This window comes from Vibrio sp. QJM3NY_15 (assembly GCF_057785995.1).
The window spans coordinates 123,947-143,480 of the sequence record NZ_JBYMCW010000003.1; the positions used below are offsets into that span (position 1 = coordinate 123,947).

The following is a 19,534-nucleotide window of genomic DNA, read 5'->3' on the forward strand; positions in this document are numbered from 1 at the left end:
ATTCAGTTCCAACATCATAAGTGCCGGAACAACATGTGAAATTGTTCGTAAATGCCGCCTCCCATCTGCGTCAACAGCACCATAAATACCACGAGTTTTGATGCCATCGGTAAGCCGGGATCTTGAACGCTAAACACCGTTTGTAACATACCGACTAATACTCCAGTAACCACAAAACTGAGTGAAAAAATAATGATCGCGTCTTTCACTATACCTAAACAGGCGGCGGTCACATCAAGTACGGTCATGCTTTACCTCGCAATATTCTTTCATCTCTCCACCTTCAAATTCAAACAGGTAGTATCTATTTCGGTACAACACTCGATAACTCTTGATTTTATGTGTCTCATAAAACAGACAATCGCTCAGCGCAAACGCGCGTGGAACGGCTTGATAAGAAGCATTTAGTTGAGCTTCAATGTGCCATTTCACCATGCGTTCCCCTGAAATACGTGGCTGATTTATTTGAGTTATGGCGATAGGCTTTTTTATCACAACAGTGTCATTAGAGGAGAAAGGTATTCCCCCAAGCGTCTGTACGATTGACAGGTTGTAAGCCAAATTCTGATTTTCTAGCTCGGATTTTTCGTCTCGACGCCAGCTCTTCTTTACTTGACCAAATTTATTCTTATGTCGAGTAAACGTTTGAGTTCTAGCCAGCTCTTTGACTAAGCGTTGCTTCTCAACCAGACGATTTACCTTTTTGTCCTCGCTATCCTGCTCTGAGACCTCTCCATCAGTCGTCTCTGTGTTAGCGTCGTTTGTCGCATCAAGTTCATCTTCAAAATTACAACTTTCGCTGACTCTATTCAGTAACAAATTTACAGGGGTAATTTCCATTATGGCTCCTTATCTCTAATCAGATCTCGCAGTTCACCCAATGCATCTTTTCGTTTCTCCAACTGTTTTTTTTTCGCTTCGCTAGCTTCTAATTCGCTAGCTAATACGTCGTTTTTTTGCTGCTTGATAGATACTTCAAAAAAGAATGATTCAATATGTGACTTACAATCTTCCCGTCGCAGAAACAGGCGCTCCAATGCGTTGTTTTCATGGATAACATTGAGCGACTTTAGCGTAATTTGTTCTTGTTCAATCTGAGACCATAACGTTTGGATTTGGTTAAGAACCGTTTGGCGCTCCTTTTTGAGCTTGATGATTTTACGCTGCTGCTTACCAATTCGAATATCAATAATGTCAATAAGCTGACCGAATTCGACCCATTGCTTCGAGGGTTTCTTCATATTCTACTCCGTCAAAGCCCTGCTTTAGAAACTCCATGATGTAAGGGTACCGTTCAATTGCCTCATCGGTTTCCAAATCGTTGCCTTTTTCGTATTCACCCACTCGAATAAGCAGTTCAACATTAAAGTACCGATACACCATGTCTTTGATCGACTCGGACATGCTGACGTATTCGGCGTCTTGGACTTTGTTCTGTAGACGACTTTTGCTTTTCAGCACATCAATGGCTGGATAGCGGCCTGTTGACGCAATGGTCGTTGAATAAACCAAGTGCCCATCAATCAGCGATTTTACTTCGTGGGCAATTGGGTCTTCATCGATTTCCTTTTCAATCAGTACGGTAAAAATACCCGTTACTGAACCATGAATTGAGTTACCGCAGCTTTCTACTAGACGCGACAACGCAAGGGAAACTCCTATGGGGATCCCGCCTTCTATCGGGGTGCCATCCAACATAGCCTGTGCACGCGCAAAACGTGTTAACGAATCGAAATACAATACGACTTTTTTCCCTTGCTCCATAAAGTGTCGTGCTATCGAGACAGCAACCAACCCAGATCGAACTTTTTCCAATGGGTTAGCTTCCGACGTCGAAACAATTGTGATGGACTTTTGGATCACCTCTGGCCCGATTTCGCCTTCCAGAAACTCCACCACTTCTCGGGCTCGTTCACCGATCATCGCGAAGATAACCACGTCGGCGTCCATATTATTGGCCATAATCGAAACGGTGGTGGTTTTCCCCGCCCCAGCAGGGGCAAACAAACCTAAACGCTGACCTTCACCAATAGTGAACAGCCCATCGATGACCTTCAATTTTGTTGGAAACACATTCGTAATCGGCGCTCTCATAGCCAATGGTATAGGATCAACGGCAATGGGCAAGTCCAGATAGTCTCCAGGTTGACCGAGATACTCTTGACCATACAAGGTCTGACCGTAGCAATTGATCACTTTGCCCACCAACTCTTGTTCGTTGAGTGGGAAACAAAAACGATTTGGGGTGATCTCAATTTTCCCTCCCCTTGGTACTGCGCCTGGTTGGAGTAGTTTAATTTCCACCCGGTGCCCAAGTACTTTGACCACCTCCCCCCTAATACGTTGTCCGTCTACCGTATGAATAAAACATTCTTGGCCGACAAAGGTGTCGATGGAGGCATGACAGGTAACCGTATCTTGACAAGACTCTATAACTTTAAAGTAATGCTCAAACATCACTCGATCACCTTGAAAGAAAGGGAGATGTAACGCTTATATTTGCGCTTGGTTTCGTGTGTGTTCTTAAACAACACGCCCAAAAAAGGAATACTGGATAAAACGGGAACTCCCACTTCCGTGGACTGTGTCACCGTGTTGTCAAAACCACCTAAAATCACCGTTTGATCTTTTTTAATATAGACTTCGGACTCTAGAGATTGCGAGCTGACTTTCGGTGGTTCAATCGACTGACTGCCTTCGTCATCTTCATCGTCATCTAAACTCTCTTCTTTATATTCCACCTTCGCTTGGACTCGCCCAGAAGGAAGCAAACGCCCAGTGACATAAATACTGTTATCCGCTTCGATCTCTTGTGTTTGAACCTGTTTTTCTGAGATCAAACTGATGGTCGCTGTTTCCTTTCGGCCAAAGTGACCTTGCTGGTTTTCCAGCACCAGCAAGTTCGTCTCATAGACACCATGTGCCAAGCCATTTGATGTGGTCGCTTGGAACCCTTTCATAAACGTTTTGGTTTCGCTAAAGGGCAATGAGAGTACATCGTATATCCCTTGTGAACCATTGAGCAGACTACTGTCTGGTCCTATCGTTTCATTGCGGTCTACAGCCACGTCATACACTTTCACAGAAAATAATAGCTGCTGACTTTTAATGTCAATCAAGGCTGCAATGCGTTTAGCCAACTTCACTTCTGCGGGTGTCCCACGAATCAAGAGTGCGTTAGCAGAAGGCAGCACCTGAACTTTCGAGGTTTTTTCTTCCTCATCTAGGGCCTGTTTGTCGCCGTCACTAAGTTTCACTTTATAGGCTTTTTCTAGCACCTGCCGATCACTGATGTTTTCAAACTGGCCAATATTTGTGATGGCAGCTGCGATGAGCGACTGCGCACCAGGGAAGTTGACATTGCCGTCAAAAGTCTCAATGCTTCGATCTACGACTGACAAGTAATCAAAGTTAATCCGGGCAAGCTCAAGCTTATTCCCATTTTCCAAAAACTGGTTTTTGTCTACCATCGCCGCATAGCTGACTGCGTCGTTTACAAATTCTCGGGTCCCAGAAAATAAAACCGAGTGTCCTCGTTCAACGCTCGCCATTTTGACTGTCGAACTGGTCAAAAACGTGCGTTTTAGCTCGCCAAGTAAAGCGCTTGGTCGAATGTTTTTTGGTCGATACGAATAATTGATGTACGCTTCTCCGTACTGCACTCGCAGTGTACTTCCGTAGATATACCAATCAAAATCGTAGACTTGCGATAGCTGAGAGAGTAGCGCTTTACCTTCGCCCGACAGTGGACGAGAAATCACTTGTCTGCCGACCTCACCATCCAAATCGTCCACAAACTTTAGTTTCATGTCTTTGGCAATGGCACTCAACGCTTGACCGACATTCATATCTTGCTGCTTGAAAAAGACGTTAGCGTGGGCATAACCGGTCACCATGCATAACGCAAACAGCCATATTTTAAGTTTCATTGAAAATCTCTTCTAACCGTTGCTGGTCTTGCTTCATTTGACGAATAGTTTCATTGATAATAGTCTGTTCTAAAACCATTTCCACTGCTTCTTCGTCTCCAAGAACCTCATCAGAACTGCCGTTTTCACAGCCCTCAGGCGTATCTTTTTTTTGAGCAAGTTCGTTGGTTATCGTTTCAAAATCACTCGGTTCTTCGTAAGTACTGGTCGCCTGGCCGAGACCTTGCGTTTGTATGTTATTCATACCCTACCTTTTGCATTAACTGTTTAAAGACATAGAACTGGTCGTTTAAAAACCAAAGGTTTAACAAAATCACCACCAACACTGCTTTTATGTTGGGTGTCACGAATTGGGATAGTGATGCCTTTTTAAAAAACAAATCGACATAACCACAGCACACCGTGATGGCAATCATCAAGACAATGTATTTGCCAGACACCACGACCAACATGCACAGGCTGTCAGTAATCAAGAAAAATAAGTGTTCAAAATCGGTGTGTATCCCGATGGACGTAGGCGAATTCAAGAGTTGAATGAACGGCCTGAATAGAGCTCCGTCTGCCAATGCGTAATATACAAACAGCAAGCTACTTATCTTTGCGAGTGATTCGGATTCGTCTGTAAAACGTTTGTCTTGCACCGACTGTTCGTTGAGAAGCAATAGTTGTTGGATCACACTACCCACAGTGCCACCTAACAAGTACGGAACAGACATCAATAAAGCGAACATGACCACTGCGACCACCCAACCAAGATTGAGATCAGTCAACGCCTGTTGGTTATCCAAAAACATGGCACATGCAATTGCGATAGCCAGACAACAAATGTTGTCCAAATAGAGCCGGGTAGGCTCATACACTTTCAAAAACAAAAACAGCCCAGCAAAGAGCATCCAATTGGGAAATAGCAAGCTCTCCATGCTATCCCATCGCCCTAAACAACATAGTCCAACTGTCAGAGAAGTAAAAAATCGCCAGCTTAATCGGTGTCGAAATAACCGTTGGTGAAAGCATCGTCATACCAACGCCACTCAACACCACCGCAATCAAAAAGTCGATACTGACGAATACCATGTAGATCTTAAGGCCCATTTCAAAACCTTGGTACAAATCTAAGATCAAATTACCCAAGAAGTACTTAAACGTATCCGCATTGCTATCAAAGTTTAGAGGGAGCTCTATCATCCCCATCAAAGTGTCAGTGTTATCCTTTGCACGTTCTAGCAACTCAGGAAAGTACTCAAACAAGTGAGCGACCAAATAATACATCGTGATGTTTTGAGGTTGGTCTTGGTTTTGCATTTCCTGAATATCCAGAGAGAAGGCCTGTTCTTCCCCTTGTTGTTCGGAGAAATACGGTTTAATTCTCTCTAGGCCGGGGGTAATGTCGGGCCAAATACTGTTCAGAGCCATCAATGCCGCTAACAAATTAACGACAATCGATGGAGGAATTTGTTGTGTACCTACCGCATTTTTGATGATGTTTAGAACAATGTTGTATTTAACAAACCCCGAAAAACAAATAAATAGGACAGTAGACACCATTGCTAAGGTCAATAATACGATTAAGTTCGCCCCTGAAAAGGCATTATCTGGATTTAACAGTTCTATCATGACAACCTCTAATAGGTCGCAGGGCGTTAGCCCTGCAACGGTTAAATATTACGCGCCGCAGCAACAATGGAATCTTTGACCCCTTTCAGGGTAGAAGTCCCCGTTTGCGCGGCAATACTTTGGTCAGCCATTAACTGCTGAAGCTCTAAAGACTGAGAAGCCGACATTTCAAGGACTCCATCATCATTTGTATTGTCCGTAATAAAATTTTCTACATCGCTATCCGCAGATTGAATAAAACCCTCAAAGGCATCAGCTACGTCACTAGTTGTCAATTGACCAGGGCGTAACAAGCCATTATCAATACCGTCAGGCATCAGTCCCTCCTGAATTAGATATTACGCGCTGCAGCAACAATGGAATCTTTGACCCCTTTCAGGGTAGAAGTCCCCGTTTGCGCAGCAATACTTTGGTCAGCCATTAACTGCTGAAGCTCTAAAGATTGAGAAGCCGACATTTCAAGGACTCCATCAGCATTTGTATTGCTCGTAATAAATGTTTCTACATCGTCATCCGCAGATTGAATAAAGCTCTCAAAACTATCTGCGACATCCGCTGTTGTTAATTCTCTATCGGCGGTTGGCGCTGCTACTCTCATTTCTGACATGGTTTCTTTCCTTTATGTAGATTAACTAAAAAGATGCAGTACTGTGCTGCAAAGAGCGTAATTTACCCTCCCATTCCAAGTCATAGGAAGTGAATAAACGTGATAAATCACCCCTTTCATAGGTTGGCCAGAAATAGTCAGAATCTCTCACTTTTTTCACTCTGGATAAGTCCTAATCACGCTCATCATGAAGAAACTAAGTTACTGTATTTTCTGCTATCGTTATAACCATTGAATCCGTGGATAGTCCCGTAATCATACGTGTGCCAGTACACTGGCTTGCTTTGGCAATCTCCTGCGTTCATGTTCACCCTTGGATTCATTGGCTAAGTGGAGGGCGATATCCGTTACGACCTCACAAAGATAAATGCAAGAAACCCTTTGTGTTTGCTTTCAAGGCATAGGCCACTTTGTAACGACATCTTTCTTGGTATGCTTACAGCCAAAGCAGTATTCCATCTATGCGTTTTCAATCCATGTAAACGGGACGGAGATACAGAATGAAGTGGCATAGTGAATTTGGTCACCTGATTAAGAGGTGATGTATGATCATCACAATACTTAAAAAGGTGACATTGTAATTAATCATGAAAGACGCACTTTTAACCCCTGGATTAAAACTGAATGCGTCCAGCTAGTGCTTGACCAAGGACGTGCCTACAAAAACTTGCGAAACAAGAAGCATTGGCAAATGCGCATTAGAAAGTTGGGTAAGACTACTCAAAGCAGAAAGAGCTGAAAACACACCAAGTACGTCACCACTCACCCAGAACAAAGAGAAATCCGTGATCTTAAAAAGAAAATTAAGCGCATTGAGGAAGAAAAAGAAATATAAAAAAGGCTACAACCGCTCTCTCGATGTCAGACTCCCTGAACATTTCTCTATGATCGAGAAGCTCAAGAAGAGTTATGCAGTAAAAGGGCTTTGCGAAGTGTTCGGGGTTCATCGCAGTAACTACCATTACTGGGTGAATAAAGAGAGAACTCTGTCGTCTGAGTTTAGCAACGGTTCCACTGGAGAGAGAACCATTGCGGACATAATGACGGCAAGAGGTGTGGCGATGTAACCTATATCTGGACGGACGGTAGAACGCATTGACTGGCAAGGCATTAGTAATGGCGTGGTCTAGAAGGAACGAGGTGACTCCCTCTGGATAGCCTACATGTGGGGTAGCGTGAACGTGCTCTACTACCCCTCTCAAGGTGTTTTTAGTAACGACGATCTGGACACGATAATTTTACTTGAACAGGGCTTCTACCTGAACAGTAAAAGGATTGCGCCCGTCATGAGAGAGGCTAAAAGCGATGCGGAAAAGAGGCTCAAAAAGTTCCGTCGGGTGATAACGGCATCTTTCACCTCGAGGCTACCCACATAACTGCCGGACACAAACTTGGATTGCCCTCGTGTCTTTTTTTTATTGTTTATCTGTTTAATGTTAAGCGAAGGCATCTTCTCGTAAGAATATTCAAATATGGTTCTATCCTCACAAATCAGCATGTATCCTTCTTTAGGGATAGTTTTAATCTCACACGATAAAGATTCTAATCGGGCCAACGATTTTCTAAGGTTTGATATCGCCTTAGTGAGTGAAGTGTCACTTACGAACACTTTGCCCCACACCTGTTCATGCATTCGTTCTTTACTGATCACCTCATTAGTGTGGATACATAGCAACTTAAGGATTTCTGCTTCTCGTCCTCCGAGCGTGATATTCCGTTCTGGTGAGACCACTTCTCGCTTTAGCACGTCAAAAACCGTCTGATTTCCTAGCACATAATTTCTAATCATAAATTAAACTTTTACCGTCATTTCATTTTCGACACTTAGTTATGTGTTCGATCTCAGCCCCCACTTGCCTTTGACAAGCGAAAATACTTTCACTACAAAACCACCTTGAATTGCGTCTGTTTCTAGAACGCGACGTGATGTAGATCATATTGCATTATTTATCACACAAAGAGACAAGAAAATCCTTGGAAAATTTATGAAATCTCAATCCAACGGAATCAAAACTTCTAAAAAAAGGCAGGGCCTAAGCCCTGCCAATACCTTCTTTATTTTTCACACAACTAGCTGTTTTGCTGGTTAATCTCTTCGATTAGCACACCGTACCCATCATCAACTTTGATCAGGGTACCAGTGGCGATCAATTCATTACCACTTTTCAACATTACGGAAGATTGAACAAAGTCCGTCAGCGGTTTAACCTGACCTTTGTGTAAATGGTTGAGTTGTTCGAGCGTCAAGGTGGTGTGCCCGATCACAACATCGATTGCAATTTTCATAGTTTACCCCTGTGTAACGGCGACAATCGCACGACGGACATCACGAATTTCTTCCTGCGCAGAAGTGATCTCGGTCATGACGTTCTTAAATTCTTGCTCCTTGGTGTCCAAATCCACTTGGATCGTGTCACAGTACGCCGTCATGGTGGCGTTTAATTCTTGAAGTTCACCATAGTTTACTTCCGTCATTTTCGAAATAGTGAGATTTCTGCCGGTGATGACTTCGATACCATCAGGGTTTCCTAAATCTTCTCTAATCAAACGATCTATTTCTGTCAAATAACTGTCAGAGTTGAAATCGCCTAGAAGCGTTGTTGTGTCATTCGAGTTGGGATCTGTAAACGCAATGTTGTCCTGCATGACCAGCCCCCAAAGGCGGTTAATTTCAGCAATCGCATTGGACATTACCTCAATTTCTTGCGCCATGGCATCCGCTTTGGCCGTTTGGACTTCGATGTAGTCAGATAAAATTTTATCGATCAGATCTAACGGGTCTGTGGCTCCGGGAGTAAATAAGGACACGGATTCAGAGCCACTGTCTTTCGAATTCATCATACGCTGAACTGATGGGTGATTTAATACCATTTGCTCTAGAGATGCATCGGGAGCGTTAACATGTACCCTCGAAGCCATTTCTGGAAAAGTCGCGAACTGCTGTATTGACATACTTTTTCTCCTATTGATTTTGGATATAATAAATTCGGGTTTTAGGACCATCCTTAAAGATGACCTTTTCACGCGTGATGGCTTGTACCACACCAAGGTTTGGAACAAGACTTCCTTCCCAATAACGGCTGCTCGTATCGTAGATGTAGCGCACCGATTGAGTGGAATAAAAAATGGCGTAAGGAAAGGCATCCGCCTCAATGCGTTCATGACTGTCATCAAATGACTTGAGGCGTTTCGCTATATCATCCAACCCATGCTTCTTTAAGACAAGTGTGGCCCGTTCAGTATCTGACACTCGCCAGCTTTGACCATCTTTGACGAAACTTACTCCAGATTGGCCAAATAACGACATGACTTGATTATCGATTTCGCCAGTGTGTACCCGAATTTGATCACGACCTTTTTTGCTTGTGAACGAGTAGTCGATAGGTAGCTCAGTATCAGAGGAGACTATCTCCGCCGACAGCTGAGACATTCGTAAATACTTCTCATTTTTAATAACGGTCATATTCGCGCTCAAATACTTCGGCAAACCATTTAACACTGTTTCATCGTAGACGTATAAGCGATGGCCTTTGATATATCCGGAATCGATTTGCTTCCAATAATCAGCTATCAACGTTGTCTGATGGGCCTGCCACCACATGATCCCGCCTGTGGTCAAGATGGTATTTAGCACCAGGCTGATCAGGACCAGAGGTTGGTATTGCTTAAAACGATATCGACGAAGTCTCGGGGCTCGTTGCCCTTGTTGATAGACAAAGAAAGTAAGTCCTTGGTATTGATAGATACGATTCGCTATGAGCCGCTTACGCCTATCTTTACGATAGAAGCCTTGGGCGTACAGCCGTTCTCCATCAAAATCTAATGTGATCAACTTGTCTTTTGATAAATATTCGGGTACCTGCAATACATCCTGTTGGTCAGATTCTGTTGAACCAGTCACACACAAAGACTTTTCTAACGGGAGTGTCACCCCGTTGAGGTGCCCACTAATTATTTCAAACAACCACATAGCGTTTACAGCTCTTCTTTCAATTGTCGTATGGTGGTGACAGTTTGGCTCAAGACATCGAGTATTTGTTGAGGGTGCTTAGGCATAGGTCGATGACGAACAAAAAATAGTTTGGAATCAAACAACATAGCAATATAACCGTCCTTCGTTAGTCCGAAGTGGGCGTTCAACTTAAGTGCCCCTCGTTCATCAATGAATCCCTCCAGTGCTGCCAGCACAATAACCTGCCCATCAAGTCCAACGCTGGCGCCGTTTTCGATTCGACACTGCAATCCATCATAGGTACAGACTAATGCATCTCCCGTTCGAAAAGACATTGTTGTCCCTCGTGCCAGTTGTGCTACTTCACTCATTAATAACGAAAATTGTTGATTCTTCATCGTGTCTCTAACATCATTTCAATCATAAAACGTCGCTGAGAAATACGCTCCTCAGCACTTGGTAATCCGTTTTCTACGCTACCGCGCAACGAGATAGGTATTTGATGCACGCCCTCTTCCCTTAAAAACTCTTTGACGACCTGGGCACGCGCATTAGCCAAAGACTGGTTGTTTGAGTAACCACCTGACGAGTCGGCCACACCATATATTCGAATATGTGTTACCTGCCATTTATGGGCTTGTACCACGACCTTTTGCAATGTCCTTTTGCCCGGTTCAGTTAGTTGGTATTCGTTGACCGGAAATAAATCCGTAAAAGTGAATCGATACCGACCGTTGTCCAACTGTGTGGTGCTTACACCGTCGACGGCTAACCATGCCGCCTTATCAAGCCCTTGAGAGCCTCTTGACGACACAATATTGGAAAAGACCGAATAGTCGCCATCACAGCTGTACACTTCCAACACTCCATAGGTATTGAGATTAGCCATATAAAAACGATTGGACTCCACTGGCTGTGCGACCTCTACGCACGCCGTTAGGTGAGGTGAACCTCTAATAAAACTTGGATTCTGGCGTACCCAGAACTGAAAACTGTCGACGTCTGTTACCTTATGATACATCATATTGTAAATATCTGACTGCCACTCATAATCTAAAATAGGGTGGTCATCGTGAATTTTTGACGTGCTACAGGCGCAAAGGTTTAATGCCATAAGGCTTACTATCGTCATTCTCAATTTAATTTCCACGCTTCTTCTGCCTTTTTAATGTTGAAATGATCACAGCGACATCTCGATAAAACTCTTTTGGAATGTATGCGTCCCCTGTCTTCATCACTTTATAAACCGCTCTCGCCAGAGGTTTGTTCTCGATAATAGGTACATTAAGAGCGACCAGCCGCTGACGTTCTTCTCTTGCTAAACTGTCGGTACGGATTGTCAATACAAGCGGGGCTTTATCAATGCCTGGCTCATAGCAAATTGGCACTAAGATGTGCGTCGGGTTTGCCAAAGCAAATGTTGGTTTGCGCCCTTTTGTGATTGGACTATCCATGACTTCACGCATTCGCCGCCTTCGTTCTGACTTGATCTCTGGTGACCCTTCGGTTTCTTTCATCTCGTTTTTCATTTCAGTAAAGGTCATACGATTTTTTTTATGAAAATGAAATCGTTCCACAAGATAATCGACGCATCCTACGCACACGCCATAGACCACAAACGCCGCTGAAGACAACCCAACAAAACTCATCAAGTAATAGATAAAGTAGCTCTGATTGTTCATTTCACGGAGTGAAGTCAGATCTCCACCCACCACGTCAAAGATGTATTTCAACAAAAAAAGTAAAAACAATAGCTCTAGCACTTTACGCAACGCCTTAGACATAGCTTCGAGACCAAAGATATTTTTAAACCCTGTGACAGGGTTTATTTTTTCCATTTTAAATCCTAGGGATTCTGTGTTCACCACGGTATTATTAAGGACAACCCAATTTAAAAGTGTTACCACCAACTTAAGCCCCACCAAACCAGCAATTGCCCACCCAATCGTGTCTATCATTGACGATAGGCCAATGCCAACGTCAGCATAGAGCATCATTTCGATCCATTGATTAATATGCTCAAAAGCAAGAAAAATGGACGCAATGAAAATAAAAGTAAACACCACCAGTTCGAGTGTCGGTTGTGCCAACTCTGTTTTAGGAAACTGACCTTTCTTCTTTAAACCGCGGAGCTTTTTTGCCGTCGGCGGGTACTTTTTGGGTTCTGAGGACTCCACAGTGACTCCTATTGAGCGATTTGTATCACGTCCGACGTTGCCACACAGCTAGAGTCTGCGATGTCGCCATGGCTACAAACTGGCAAGGTCGATACTACTTGATAGAGAAACGACTTCACCATATTCACCTCCGGATCGTTCACGACCAAGGTAGGCAGACAACGATGCAATTCAGTTAAGCGAATTAGCTCCTGTCGAAGCCCTTGTTGGACTTCGATCATTCGGTTGATGTCTTCGATTTCTCCTGCGACAAACGACTCGATCTGTTCGGTGATCTCCGGCGGCAGCAACGCAACATGAATTTGATTGTGCGAATTAATCAAACGTGAGGTAATCTCATATTTCGCCTGAGAGCGAATACGGTTTAACCAGTTTTTGGGTTCATTTTCGATTCTTGACCAATAAATCAGAGCCTCAAAAAAACTAATTCGATCTAAAAAGAACTCAGGAGCACGAAGCATCTCTTTCAGGACATCATGTACTCGATTAAGCCCAATGGCAGAATCAATTTCTCCTTTCATTACTTCGCTTTGCTGCGCTAATCCGTCAATCACATTACTAGTAAATTGCAGATTGTATTTTTCTATCAAGCGTTTTCTTAAAAAATATGAAACTATCTGCGACAAATCCTCTGTGACATTTTCGTGATGCATAAAAAGTCCATCATTCATTATTTCCACGATATCCTCCGCCGTGTCATGGCGAAACTGGTACATACAAATGTCGGCGATGTACACTTCCAAGTCGTACTCAGATTTGTCGTCAACAATCATCGCGGGAGCACCAAGCGTTTGCCCCCATAAAGCGTCTTCCAGAGCCTTTAAGCGTTGATGGATCACACCTTGATGATTATCCTCTCGTACCACAAATTTAAGCGATTCAAACAATCCACTGCCTTTTTCCTCAAAGCTGGTTATGCCCTCAGGGAGCGCCTGCTTATGTCGTAATAAATACGCCCCAAAAGCACAGAGTATCGCTAACGGCAAACAAACGAACAATAATTCAACATTGAGAGCTCCCAAAATAAGAACGACGCCTGCTATCATCATGAGGCTTTTCCAGAAAACGCCAATCTGCGTCATTAACTGCGCTATAAACGGTTTCGATTCTTCCTCTGCACCTTTAATTCGAGTCAAATACACACCGCAGGCCATCGACAACAATAGACTAGGTATTTGCGATACTAGCCCGTCACCAATGGTCAAGACAGAGAATCGACTAACACTTTCCGACAACGACAAATCAAATTGATTGATACCCACATAAATACCACCAAATAAGTTGACCAAACTAATGAGTATCCCGGCAATTGAGTCTCCTTTGACGAACTTCATCGCGCCATCCAACGACCCAAATAGTTTATTTTCGGTACTGAGGTTAGCTCGCAATGTTTGCGCTTGCTCTCCGGAGATCAAGCCACTTTTTAAATCGCCATCTATCGTCATTTGACGGCCTGGCAACGCATCAAGTGAAAAGCGTGCACCTACTTCGGCAACTCGTTCCCCACCTTTTGTCACGACGAGAAATTGCACAATGGTAATGATGATAAAAATCAACAACCCCGATACTAAGTTACCGCCCATTACAAACTGACCGACCGTTTCGATCACGTCTCCTACGTCCTCGTTGGCAATAATGTTTCTCGTCGTAGCAATAGACAGCAGCAATCGAAAGGTTGTCAACAACAACACAACTGTTGGGAGAAAGGTGACTTTTAATGGTTCATCATTTTCTAACATGATGATCATCAGAAATACTGAACTAATGAAGCTCAACAGGATAAACGCATCAATCACTTCACCCGGCAGTGTGAATAAAATGATGGTGGGCAATAACAGGGCTAGAATGACGCTACTCGGATTAAACAAAAACGCTGGATTTTTAAAGAATTTCATCACAGAGTATCCAAGCTCTTTCTTAGTTTCTCGATAAGTTCGGACGTATTGATACAAATCAATCGTTCATCATTTTCGATCGATAAGGTCACCCCCGTCTCCGATGTTACCTTGTCTACCTTCAAACCGTGGCTTACATCGTCAATTTCTGAGTGCAGAGCATCTACTAAGTACTGAATTAAAGTTTCATCCTGACTGAAACTGACTAATCGCGACTGGATAGCGCCGACCATTGAACATTTCAATTCACCTTTCAACGCCTGCAAGATGTGGCTTTGCTCTGTCAATAGAGCCGACAGTTTATCCTCAGCCTCGGTGAGCCATTGACTTTGTTTGGCGTTCCAACTTTCCAACGTTTCGTTAAAAACCAGAGCAATGTGAGCATTCAAGGTCTGTTCCTTCTCCTCAATAAGCTGCAACACTTCTTGCTCTAGAATGGACTGGTATTCGTCAACGCGCCCCTTCAAGTTATCCAGAAGAGATTGAGCTTGCTGATACAAGTGTAATTCAGACTTTTTTACCACATTCGACCGACGGTCTCGTTTTAAGCTAATTTGTGGAATTGCACGCTGTGCCGATTCTATTTCTATATACACGCTTCACCTCATCTCTTGAGCGAGCAGTAATATAACCAAACTTCACCATCGCACTCAAAAGAAAAAAAAAGACTAAACCTGAAGGATCGAGATTTAGTCTTACGTAACATGATGCTTTTTTCTATAACGATGCTCTCTTGCGCTCGTAAACCATTTTTTCCCGGTTCAAAGGATAAGATGCTCTATGTCCCATCAAAACTAGACTGAGCCGGGTCTCGCTCTTATCATTGGACGTGTCTTTTTCAGGTTTTTTTAGGGAAAACTTCTCTATATTGTTGAATAGTCGTTTTGAACTATTACTGTGCTGTCCTCCAGGGAGGGATTGTGCTGAACCTGGACTTAAAATTACAGGGGGAGCATCACTGTTCGCCGCTTGTTTAACTTGTTTCAAGGTGGCCTCATTACTGTAGACTGCTCCTTTTGAACTATTACTGTGCAGACCTCCAGGGAGGGATTGTGCTGAACCTGGACTTAAAATTACAGGGGGAGCATCACTGTTCGCCGCTTGTTTAACTTGTTTCAAGGTGGCCTCATTACTGTAGACTGCTCCTTTTGAACTATTACTGTGCAGACCTCCAGGGAGGGCTTGTGCTGAACCTGGGCTTAAAATGACGGGAGAACCTTCACTGCTTTGTTCCCTGCCGCTAACTTTATTAGTCCCTACCCCAGAGTTGGCCGTATCTTTGTCGGGCTCAATGCCCTCGTTTGTTGAGGGCTCTGATCTCTTACCAAGTTGTTGAACAAATGTTGACTGGGTATTCTCATTTATAGCCCCTTGCTGCGCTGACGGCGCCGCTTCGGGTAAACCTGCACCATCACTATGTTTATGGGGAACGTTCTGTTCGTAATCACGTCGTGATGTCTCAATACTATCTTGGATCGTAATAGGCTTAAGCGTCCATTGGCCTCTGTCTTCTTTATACCAAGTGTGAGTTCCCCCAACCTTGACTGAACCTTTCTTAACTTTTTCATCAGCATAAGATTGCTGCGACTCTTTAACACTGGCGTCATTAAACGTACTGAAGCCTTTGCCGCGATGATACGCCGCTTCGGGTAAACCAGTTATAATGGCCTTTGCGCCATCACTGAAAGTGACCTGATGAGCATCCACTTCATCAACCATCAACTCCTCCGCAATTTCGACGCCTGACTCGCTGGTTTGTGTGTTAACGCCTCTAGATACCTGATCCGCGGTCATCTTCGTGATATTTGTCACCGACACTTTGTTATCTTGGATAACTTGGTCAGTCTGTTGTTCAGAGTCTTTTTTCGTTGTCCCTTTTCTTGCATTGTCATCCGGTGCCACCGACTGTTCGGGAGCTTGCTGGAAATAGATATTACCGCTGATGATAATGTTCGGCGCGTAATTGATATTGACAGGTGCAAAGGTAAAATTACCGCCTTTTCCATTGAATGAGAACTGACCTGGCGGCTTATCTTTCTTATCCTCGCCCTCCTCATCGTTACTCGGACTTTCCTCCGAATTGGGGGGCGTGGGTTTAGGAGGCACCTGACTACCTGAAGAGGTTGGTTGGTCCGAATCCGGTTCCTCTAAGTCCGGCTTAGCCTGATTGGTGTTGTTATCCCCGACCAAGAACCCTTGCCCTCCATACGTCGCCATGCATATTGCATTTAAGTAGGCAGGCGCAAACACTAGCCCAACAGGGCCAGCGAGAATACCGAATGTGAGAGCCCCAATAGAACAGGCTCCTAAATGGACCTTAGCTTTCGTTTTGTTACTGTACTTATTCGATGTGGAACGCTTCGACTTAGCATCGTCTCCTTTGGAGGACGATTGGGTTTCGTTTGTTTTTTCACTCTGGCCTTCTAGTAGAGCTGGCTCAACCGAAACAGAATCTGGTGCCCGCTTCCACTCTGGGGTTACTAACGGATTTTTGGATGAAGACAACAACGATGGCTCGCTGTTTGCCGACTGTAAATCCTCATGGCCAGTTACTTTAGATGAACTAGCATCGGGGGAATTTGGGGCTACTGTTTCTGCTATACGCATATTAAAACCTCATGGCTTCAAATAAATTAATAGTCCAACGTCGAAGATCTTCATTTGGAATACTCTTTTCTTCTGCCGCTAACGTAAGAAATCCATCAATCCGGATAAGGGCGCTCCCTTCTCCTTGCTCAAACTGACTCAACAGCCTTAAAACGTGGTCGATGTTCACGACATGAACTAACTGAAAAAATGGAACGATCGGAAGCAAAACATGATCGAGATTGTGGCTGAACACATCTCGTTCATTCCGCTCGAGTCGCAATAGAAACTGTTCTATGGGGCTAAGCACAGGCATTTACTTGGGGTACACTAGCACTAAGTCATGTGCAGTCAGAGTGGCTATTTCTTCGGTGTGTAACGCCGTTTCAAAAGGAGCCCAACTAACAGACAGTTTGAGCTGTTCAGAGATCTCTTGTTTTTTTGTGCGCAAGAAGGCTTCCTCCACAAAAAGTTTCTTTACTTTCAAGGCTCCCTTCATTGTAAACTCACCTAAGCAAAACTGTGCTTCAACCAAAGGTAGGAATTCATGCGCATCTTCGTCCACATAGCGTATACCACTGACTCCATACTTCGCGGCCTTCTGAGCTAAAAGGTAGGACACGTATTCAGAGTCAAGGTGCTGGATATCCAACGCTAATAGCCGTTGAATGTCCTCAATGGGCACATACCCTTCGGCTTCAATCCCCTGATGGCTCAACTGAAAAATGACGCCAGTCATCGGTAGCTTTGCGTTTGGTTGTACGCCATGAAATTCTATCTCGACGGCGCCGTTGTTAAATACATGGCCCGCTACACTATTGAGGGTGTCAAGCGACTGACGAGACAGCTGCGCTGCCGGCTCTACTATTGCGATCTGATTTTTCATTATTGTTTACCTGTTACGAGATAGTAGCGCCAACACATCTCTACTCATTAAAAACTCTTTGTCACCGATCCACTCCCTGATCCCCGTTGGCGTTTGAGATACAAATTCATAAAGTATCTGATACGCTTGTTTGGAGGCAACCGATTTGAAATCTGCCTTCTGCACTAAGGTGAGAATAAAGGTTATATTGTGAAACTCGCTGTTTAAAATACCATCAACAAGAATAGCTTGTACGGTCTGCTCCGAATACTCTCGCAGCAGAGCGAACCATTCGATAACTTCCTTTTTACTCAGAAGCGCGTCTGCTTCACTAACATTATTCCAACTTAAACGTTTTGATTTATTGGCAATTAACGCATAGGGATCCCAAGAAGTGTTGAGTAAATTACAATGTCCGATCCGCTTTTTATTCATCGGTGTCTTCCTGATGTTCATCGGTGTCCCTCGGCGGTTTTTTGCTTGGCTTATCATAGCGACGACATAGCACCAACATAGACAACAACCCTTCCAGGTAGTGGTCATAAGCAATGAGCTGTTGCAGAGATTCGCTACTGGGTTCCGAATCATCATTGAGTGTTGCCAAAATCTGCTCATATTTACCAAGGGTCTTCTTCACTGACGCTGGGTACAAATGTTGACTTTGCTGAGCGGCTTGCAGAATGAATAATTGGGCTTCGCTTAAAGATTCGGCTTCTGGCAAGGCGTCAGCAAACCCCTGCCAATCACGTAAAGCTCTAAGCTGATAACTATTAATCATTTTGACAAACTGGCGCTGGTTTTGTGGTGACATAGCTTTACGTCGAACACGAAAAATACGAGGGTATTTCCGTTGACGTTTTTCAATGCCTTTGACATCACGTACTCGCTTGAGCTTGCCCTCATCCCGCGTTTGCTTAACGGGTGATCCTCTCGATACTCGCTCGGTTCGTTGTGGGATGGAAATCGAAATGTTTCGCATAGTATAAAATGAGCGGGCACGCCCGCTCATTCCCTATTATCGGTTCGTGACTAGGCTCGCTTTCGCGATCGAATCCAAGATCTCATTTAGCTTAGCCGTCTCTTGAGTCAGATTTTGGATGTATTGGTCTAGCTGAGAATCGAATTTCTCCTTCATGTCTTTGGTTGCCTGCGTCTCTTCCTGATTTCGGATCTGCGCCGAATTTTGGATTTCATTGACATTACCCACAACGCCTTGCGCCATTTCAGCACCTTGTGAGACCCCTCGATATTTCCCGGTACGCGCATCCTGCAAGCGTGCCGCGTAATCATTGCGAGATGTGGCATCCAAAGATTTTACCGTAGTGGTCTTGTCGCCAGACATGCTTTGTACGTGTTTGTCTTGTAATGTTTTAGGCTGAGCCATACGCACTGTTGCAAACGTCGACACGCCCATCGTGACAATTGATGCGGCTAAAGTAATACCGAACTTTGTCTGCGCATCACGGCATTTGTCCGCCGCCAACGAGACAGCTAAATCACAAGTTGCGGAAGCTTCATTGATACGGTTTTGCATCACTTGCGATCGAAGTTCATGAGAAGACTCGATGATTTGTGTCATCAGAGCAAGCAGATCCGCCATGGTTACGCTACTATGGGGATCGACTGACTCAGCCGATATTGAAGTTTCGTGTGCAGTACTCGAAGACTCGCTTAAGCGGTTTAGATTCTCATCAGCAACTAAAAAATCACCTCTCGCAAAAGCCACAGACAATTGGACAAGGTCATTCATTTGACTATTCGTGACACTTGTCTCTGTACCCACTAAAGCCTTAGCGACTAACTGCATCTGGTTTTGCAATTCCAAATTGCGACCAACAAGGGGAGACGAAGTAACAATCCCTGGCACTTCACTAACTGTCATCATATTGATATTGTTTGTTGTCATTTT

Annotated in this window: 25 protein-coding genes; 1 reads left to right on the forward strand and 24 read right to left on the reverse strand. The window is 44.1% G+C overall.

Translation table 11 applies throughout. From position 1 onward, the window contains the following. Positions 1-14 precede the first annotated feature (14 nt). The 10 genes from AC3CKG_RS25235 to AC3CKG_RS25280 are packed head-to-tail and all read right to left on the reverse strand — an operon-like array spanning position 15 to position 6,150. Positions 15-248, reverse strand: a complete 234-nt coding sequence (locus AC3CKG_RS25235; protein WP_102482099.1) for a flagellar biosynthetic protein FliQ — start codon at positions 246-248, stop codon at positions 15-17. Next, complete coding sequence (locus AC3CKG_RS25240; RefSeq protein ID WP_488529997.1) at positions 235-840, reverse strand: hypothetical protein; 606 nt, start codon at positions 838-840, stop codon at positions 235-237. Before AC3CKG_RS25240 ends, AC3CKG_RS25235 begins: the two co-directional genes overlap by 14 nt. Next, positions 840-1,241, reverse strand: a complete 402-nt coding sequence (locus tag AC3CKG_RS25245; RefSeq protein WP_488529998.1) for a hypothetical protein — start codon at positions 1,239-1,241, stop codon at positions 840-842. The genes AC3CKG_RS25240 and AC3CKG_RS25245 overlap by 1 nt, the downstream gene beginning before the upstream one ends. Next, the gene (gene vscN2, locus AC3CKG_RS25250) at positions 1,195-2,457 is read right to left on the reverse strand and encodes a type III secretion system ATPase VscN2 (protein WP_488529999.1); all 1,263 of its coding nucleotides are present in this window, start codon (positions 2,455-2,457) and stop codon (positions 1,195-1,197) included. The genes AC3CKG_RS25245 and vscN2 overlap by 47 nt, the downstream gene beginning before the upstream one ends. Then, positions 2,457-3,929 (reverse strand): secretin, encoded by a 1,473-nt coding sequence (locus AC3CKG_RS25255; protein WP_488530000.1) that lies wholly within the window; start codon positions 3,927-3,929, stop codon positions 2,457-2,459. Before AC3CKG_RS25255 ends, vscN2 begins: the two co-directional genes overlap by 1 nt. Further along, positions 3,919-4,173 carry a hypothetical protein gene (locus tag AC3CKG_RS25260; protein WP_488530001.1) on the reverse strand — a complete coding sequence of 85 codons (255 nt, stop codon included), beginning with the start codon at positions 4,171-4,173 and terminating at the stop codon, positions 3,919-3,921. Before AC3CKG_RS25260 ends, AC3CKG_RS25255 begins: the two co-directional genes overlap by 11 nt. After that, entirely contained in the window at positions 4,166-4,849 is a 684-nt protein-coding gene (locus AC3CKG_RS25265) for a type III secretion system apparatus protein VscT2 (RefSeq protein ID WP_102482105.1), read from the reverse strand. The genes AC3CKG_RS25260 and AC3CKG_RS25265 overlap by 8 nt, the downstream gene beginning before the upstream one ends. 1 nt (position 4,850) lies before the next feature. Beyond that, the gene (locus AC3CKG_RS25270; RefSeq protein ID WP_102482106.1) at positions 4,851-5,543 is read right to left on the reverse strand and encodes a flagellar type III secretion system pore protein FliP; all 693 of its coding nucleotides are present in this window, start codon (positions 5,541-5,543) and stop codon (positions 4,851-4,853) included. A 41-nt stretch (positions 5,544-5,584) separates the two neighbouring features. Further along, complete coding sequence (locus AC3CKG_RS25275) at positions 5,585-5,860, reverse strand: hypothetical protein (RefSeq protein ID WP_488530002.1); 276 nt, start codon at positions 5,858-5,860, stop codon at positions 5,585-5,587. Positions 5,861-5,874: 14 nt separating this feature from the next. After that, positions 5,875-6,150, reverse strand: coding sequence for a hypothetical protein (locus AC3CKG_RS25280; protein WP_488530003.1), 276 nt, complete (start codon positions 6,148-6,150; stop codon positions 5,875-5,877). A gap of 653 nt (positions 6,151-6,803) precedes the next feature. Here AC3CKG_RS25280 and AC3CKG_RS25285 point away from each other — a divergent pair. Beyond that, entirely contained in the window at positions 6,804-7,217 is a 414-nt protein-coding gene (locus tag AC3CKG_RS25285; RefSeq protein ID WP_488530004.1) for a hypothetical protein, read from the forward strand. 188 nt (positions 7,218-7,405) lie between these two features. Here AC3CKG_RS25285 and AC3CKG_RS25290 read toward each other — a convergent pair whose 3' ends face one another. From AC3CKG_RS25290 to AC3CKG_RS25355, 14 genes are all read right to left on the reverse strand, one after another. Further along, positions 7,406-7,939 carry a winged helix-turn-helix domain-containing protein gene (locus tag AC3CKG_RS25290; protein ID WP_488530005.1) on the reverse strand — a complete coding sequence of 178 codons (534 nt, stop codon included), beginning with the start codon at positions 7,937-7,939 and terminating at the stop codon, positions 7,406-7,408. A gap of 281 nt (positions 7,940-8,220) precedes the next feature. Next, on the reverse strand, positions 8,221-8,436 hold the full coding sequence (locus AC3CKG_RS25295; RefSeq protein WP_102482110.1) for a FliM/FliN family flagellar motor switch protein: 216 nt from the start codon (positions 8,434-8,436) through the stop codon (positions 8,221-8,223). A 3-nt stretch (positions 8,437-8,439) separates the two neighbouring features. After that, the gene (locus AC3CKG_RS25300; protein WP_488530006.1) at positions 8,440-9,102 is read right to left on the reverse strand and encodes a hypothetical protein; all 663 of its coding nucleotides are present in this window, start codon (positions 9,100-9,102) and stop codon (positions 8,440-8,442) included. A gap of 10 nt (positions 9,103-9,112) precedes the next feature. After that, positions 9,113-10,120, reverse strand: coding sequence for a hypothetical protein (locus AC3CKG_RS25305; RefSeq protein ID WP_488530007.1), 1,008 nt, complete (start codon positions 10,118-10,120; stop codon positions 9,113-9,115). Between the two features lie 5 nt (positions 10,121-10,125). Next, a complete protein-coding gene (locus tag AC3CKG_RS25310; protein ID WP_488530008.1) occupies positions 10,126-10,500 on the reverse strand; it encodes a hypothetical protein in 375 nt (124 codons plus the stop codon). Beyond that, positions 10,497-11,216: an OmpA family protein gene (locus AC3CKG_RS25315; RefSeq protein WP_488530009.1), complete on the reverse strand. Its 720-nt coding sequence runs from the start codon at positions 11,214-11,216 to the stop codon at positions 10,497-10,499. The genes AC3CKG_RS25310 and AC3CKG_RS25315 overlap by 4 nt, the downstream gene beginning before the upstream one ends. 25 nt (positions 11,217-11,241) lie before the next feature. Continuing rightward, positions 11,242-12,279, reverse strand: coding sequence for an EscU/YscU/HrcU family type III secretion system export apparatus switch protein (locus AC3CKG_RS25320; RefSeq protein WP_488530010.1), 1,038 nt, complete (start codon positions 12,277-12,279; stop codon positions 11,242-11,244). An 8-nt stretch (positions 12,280-12,287) separates the two neighbouring features. Then, positions 12,288-14,177 carry an FHIPEP family type III secretion protein gene (locus tag AC3CKG_RS25325; RefSeq protein WP_488530011.1) on the reverse strand — a complete coding sequence of 630 codons (1,890 nt, stop codon included), beginning with the start codon at positions 14,175-14,177 and terminating at the stop codon, positions 12,288-12,290. Next, complete coding sequence (locus AC3CKG_RS25330; protein WP_488530012.1) at positions 14,174-14,770, reverse strand: hypothetical protein; 597 nt, start codon at positions 14,768-14,770, stop codon at positions 14,174-14,176. The genes AC3CKG_RS25325 and AC3CKG_RS25330 overlap by 4 nt, the downstream gene beginning before the upstream one ends. A gap of 121 nt (positions 14,771-14,891) precedes the next feature. Beyond that, positions 14,892-16,781, reverse strand: a complete 1,890-nt coding sequence (locus tag AC3CKG_RS25335) for a hypothetical protein (protein ID WP_488530013.1) — start codon at positions 16,779-16,781, stop codon at positions 14,892-14,894. A gap of 295 nt (positions 16,782-17,076) precedes the next feature. Continuing rightward, a complete protein-coding gene (locus AC3CKG_RS25340) occupies positions 17,077-17,646 on the reverse strand; it encodes a hypothetical protein (protein WP_102482119.1) in 570 nt (189 codons plus the stop codon). Between the two features lie 6 nt (positions 17,647-17,652). Beyond that, a complete protein-coding gene (locus tag AC3CKG_RS25345) occupies positions 17,653-18,060 on the reverse strand; it encodes a hypothetical protein (protein WP_488530014.1) in 408 nt (135 codons plus the stop codon). Beyond that, positions 18,053-18,604: a hypothetical protein gene (locus AC3CKG_RS25350; protein WP_488530080.1), complete on the reverse strand. Its 552-nt coding sequence runs from the start codon at positions 18,602-18,604 to the stop codon at positions 18,053-18,055. Before AC3CKG_RS25350 ends, AC3CKG_RS25345 begins: the two co-directional genes overlap by 8 nt. Positions 18,605-18,640: 36 nt before the next feature. Beyond that, on the reverse strand, positions 18,641-19,531 hold the full coding sequence (locus tag AC3CKG_RS25355; protein WP_488530015.1) for a type III secretion system protein: 891 nt from the start codon (positions 19,529-19,531) through the stop codon (positions 18,641-18,643). Positions 19,532-19,534 lie beyond the last annotated feature (3 nt).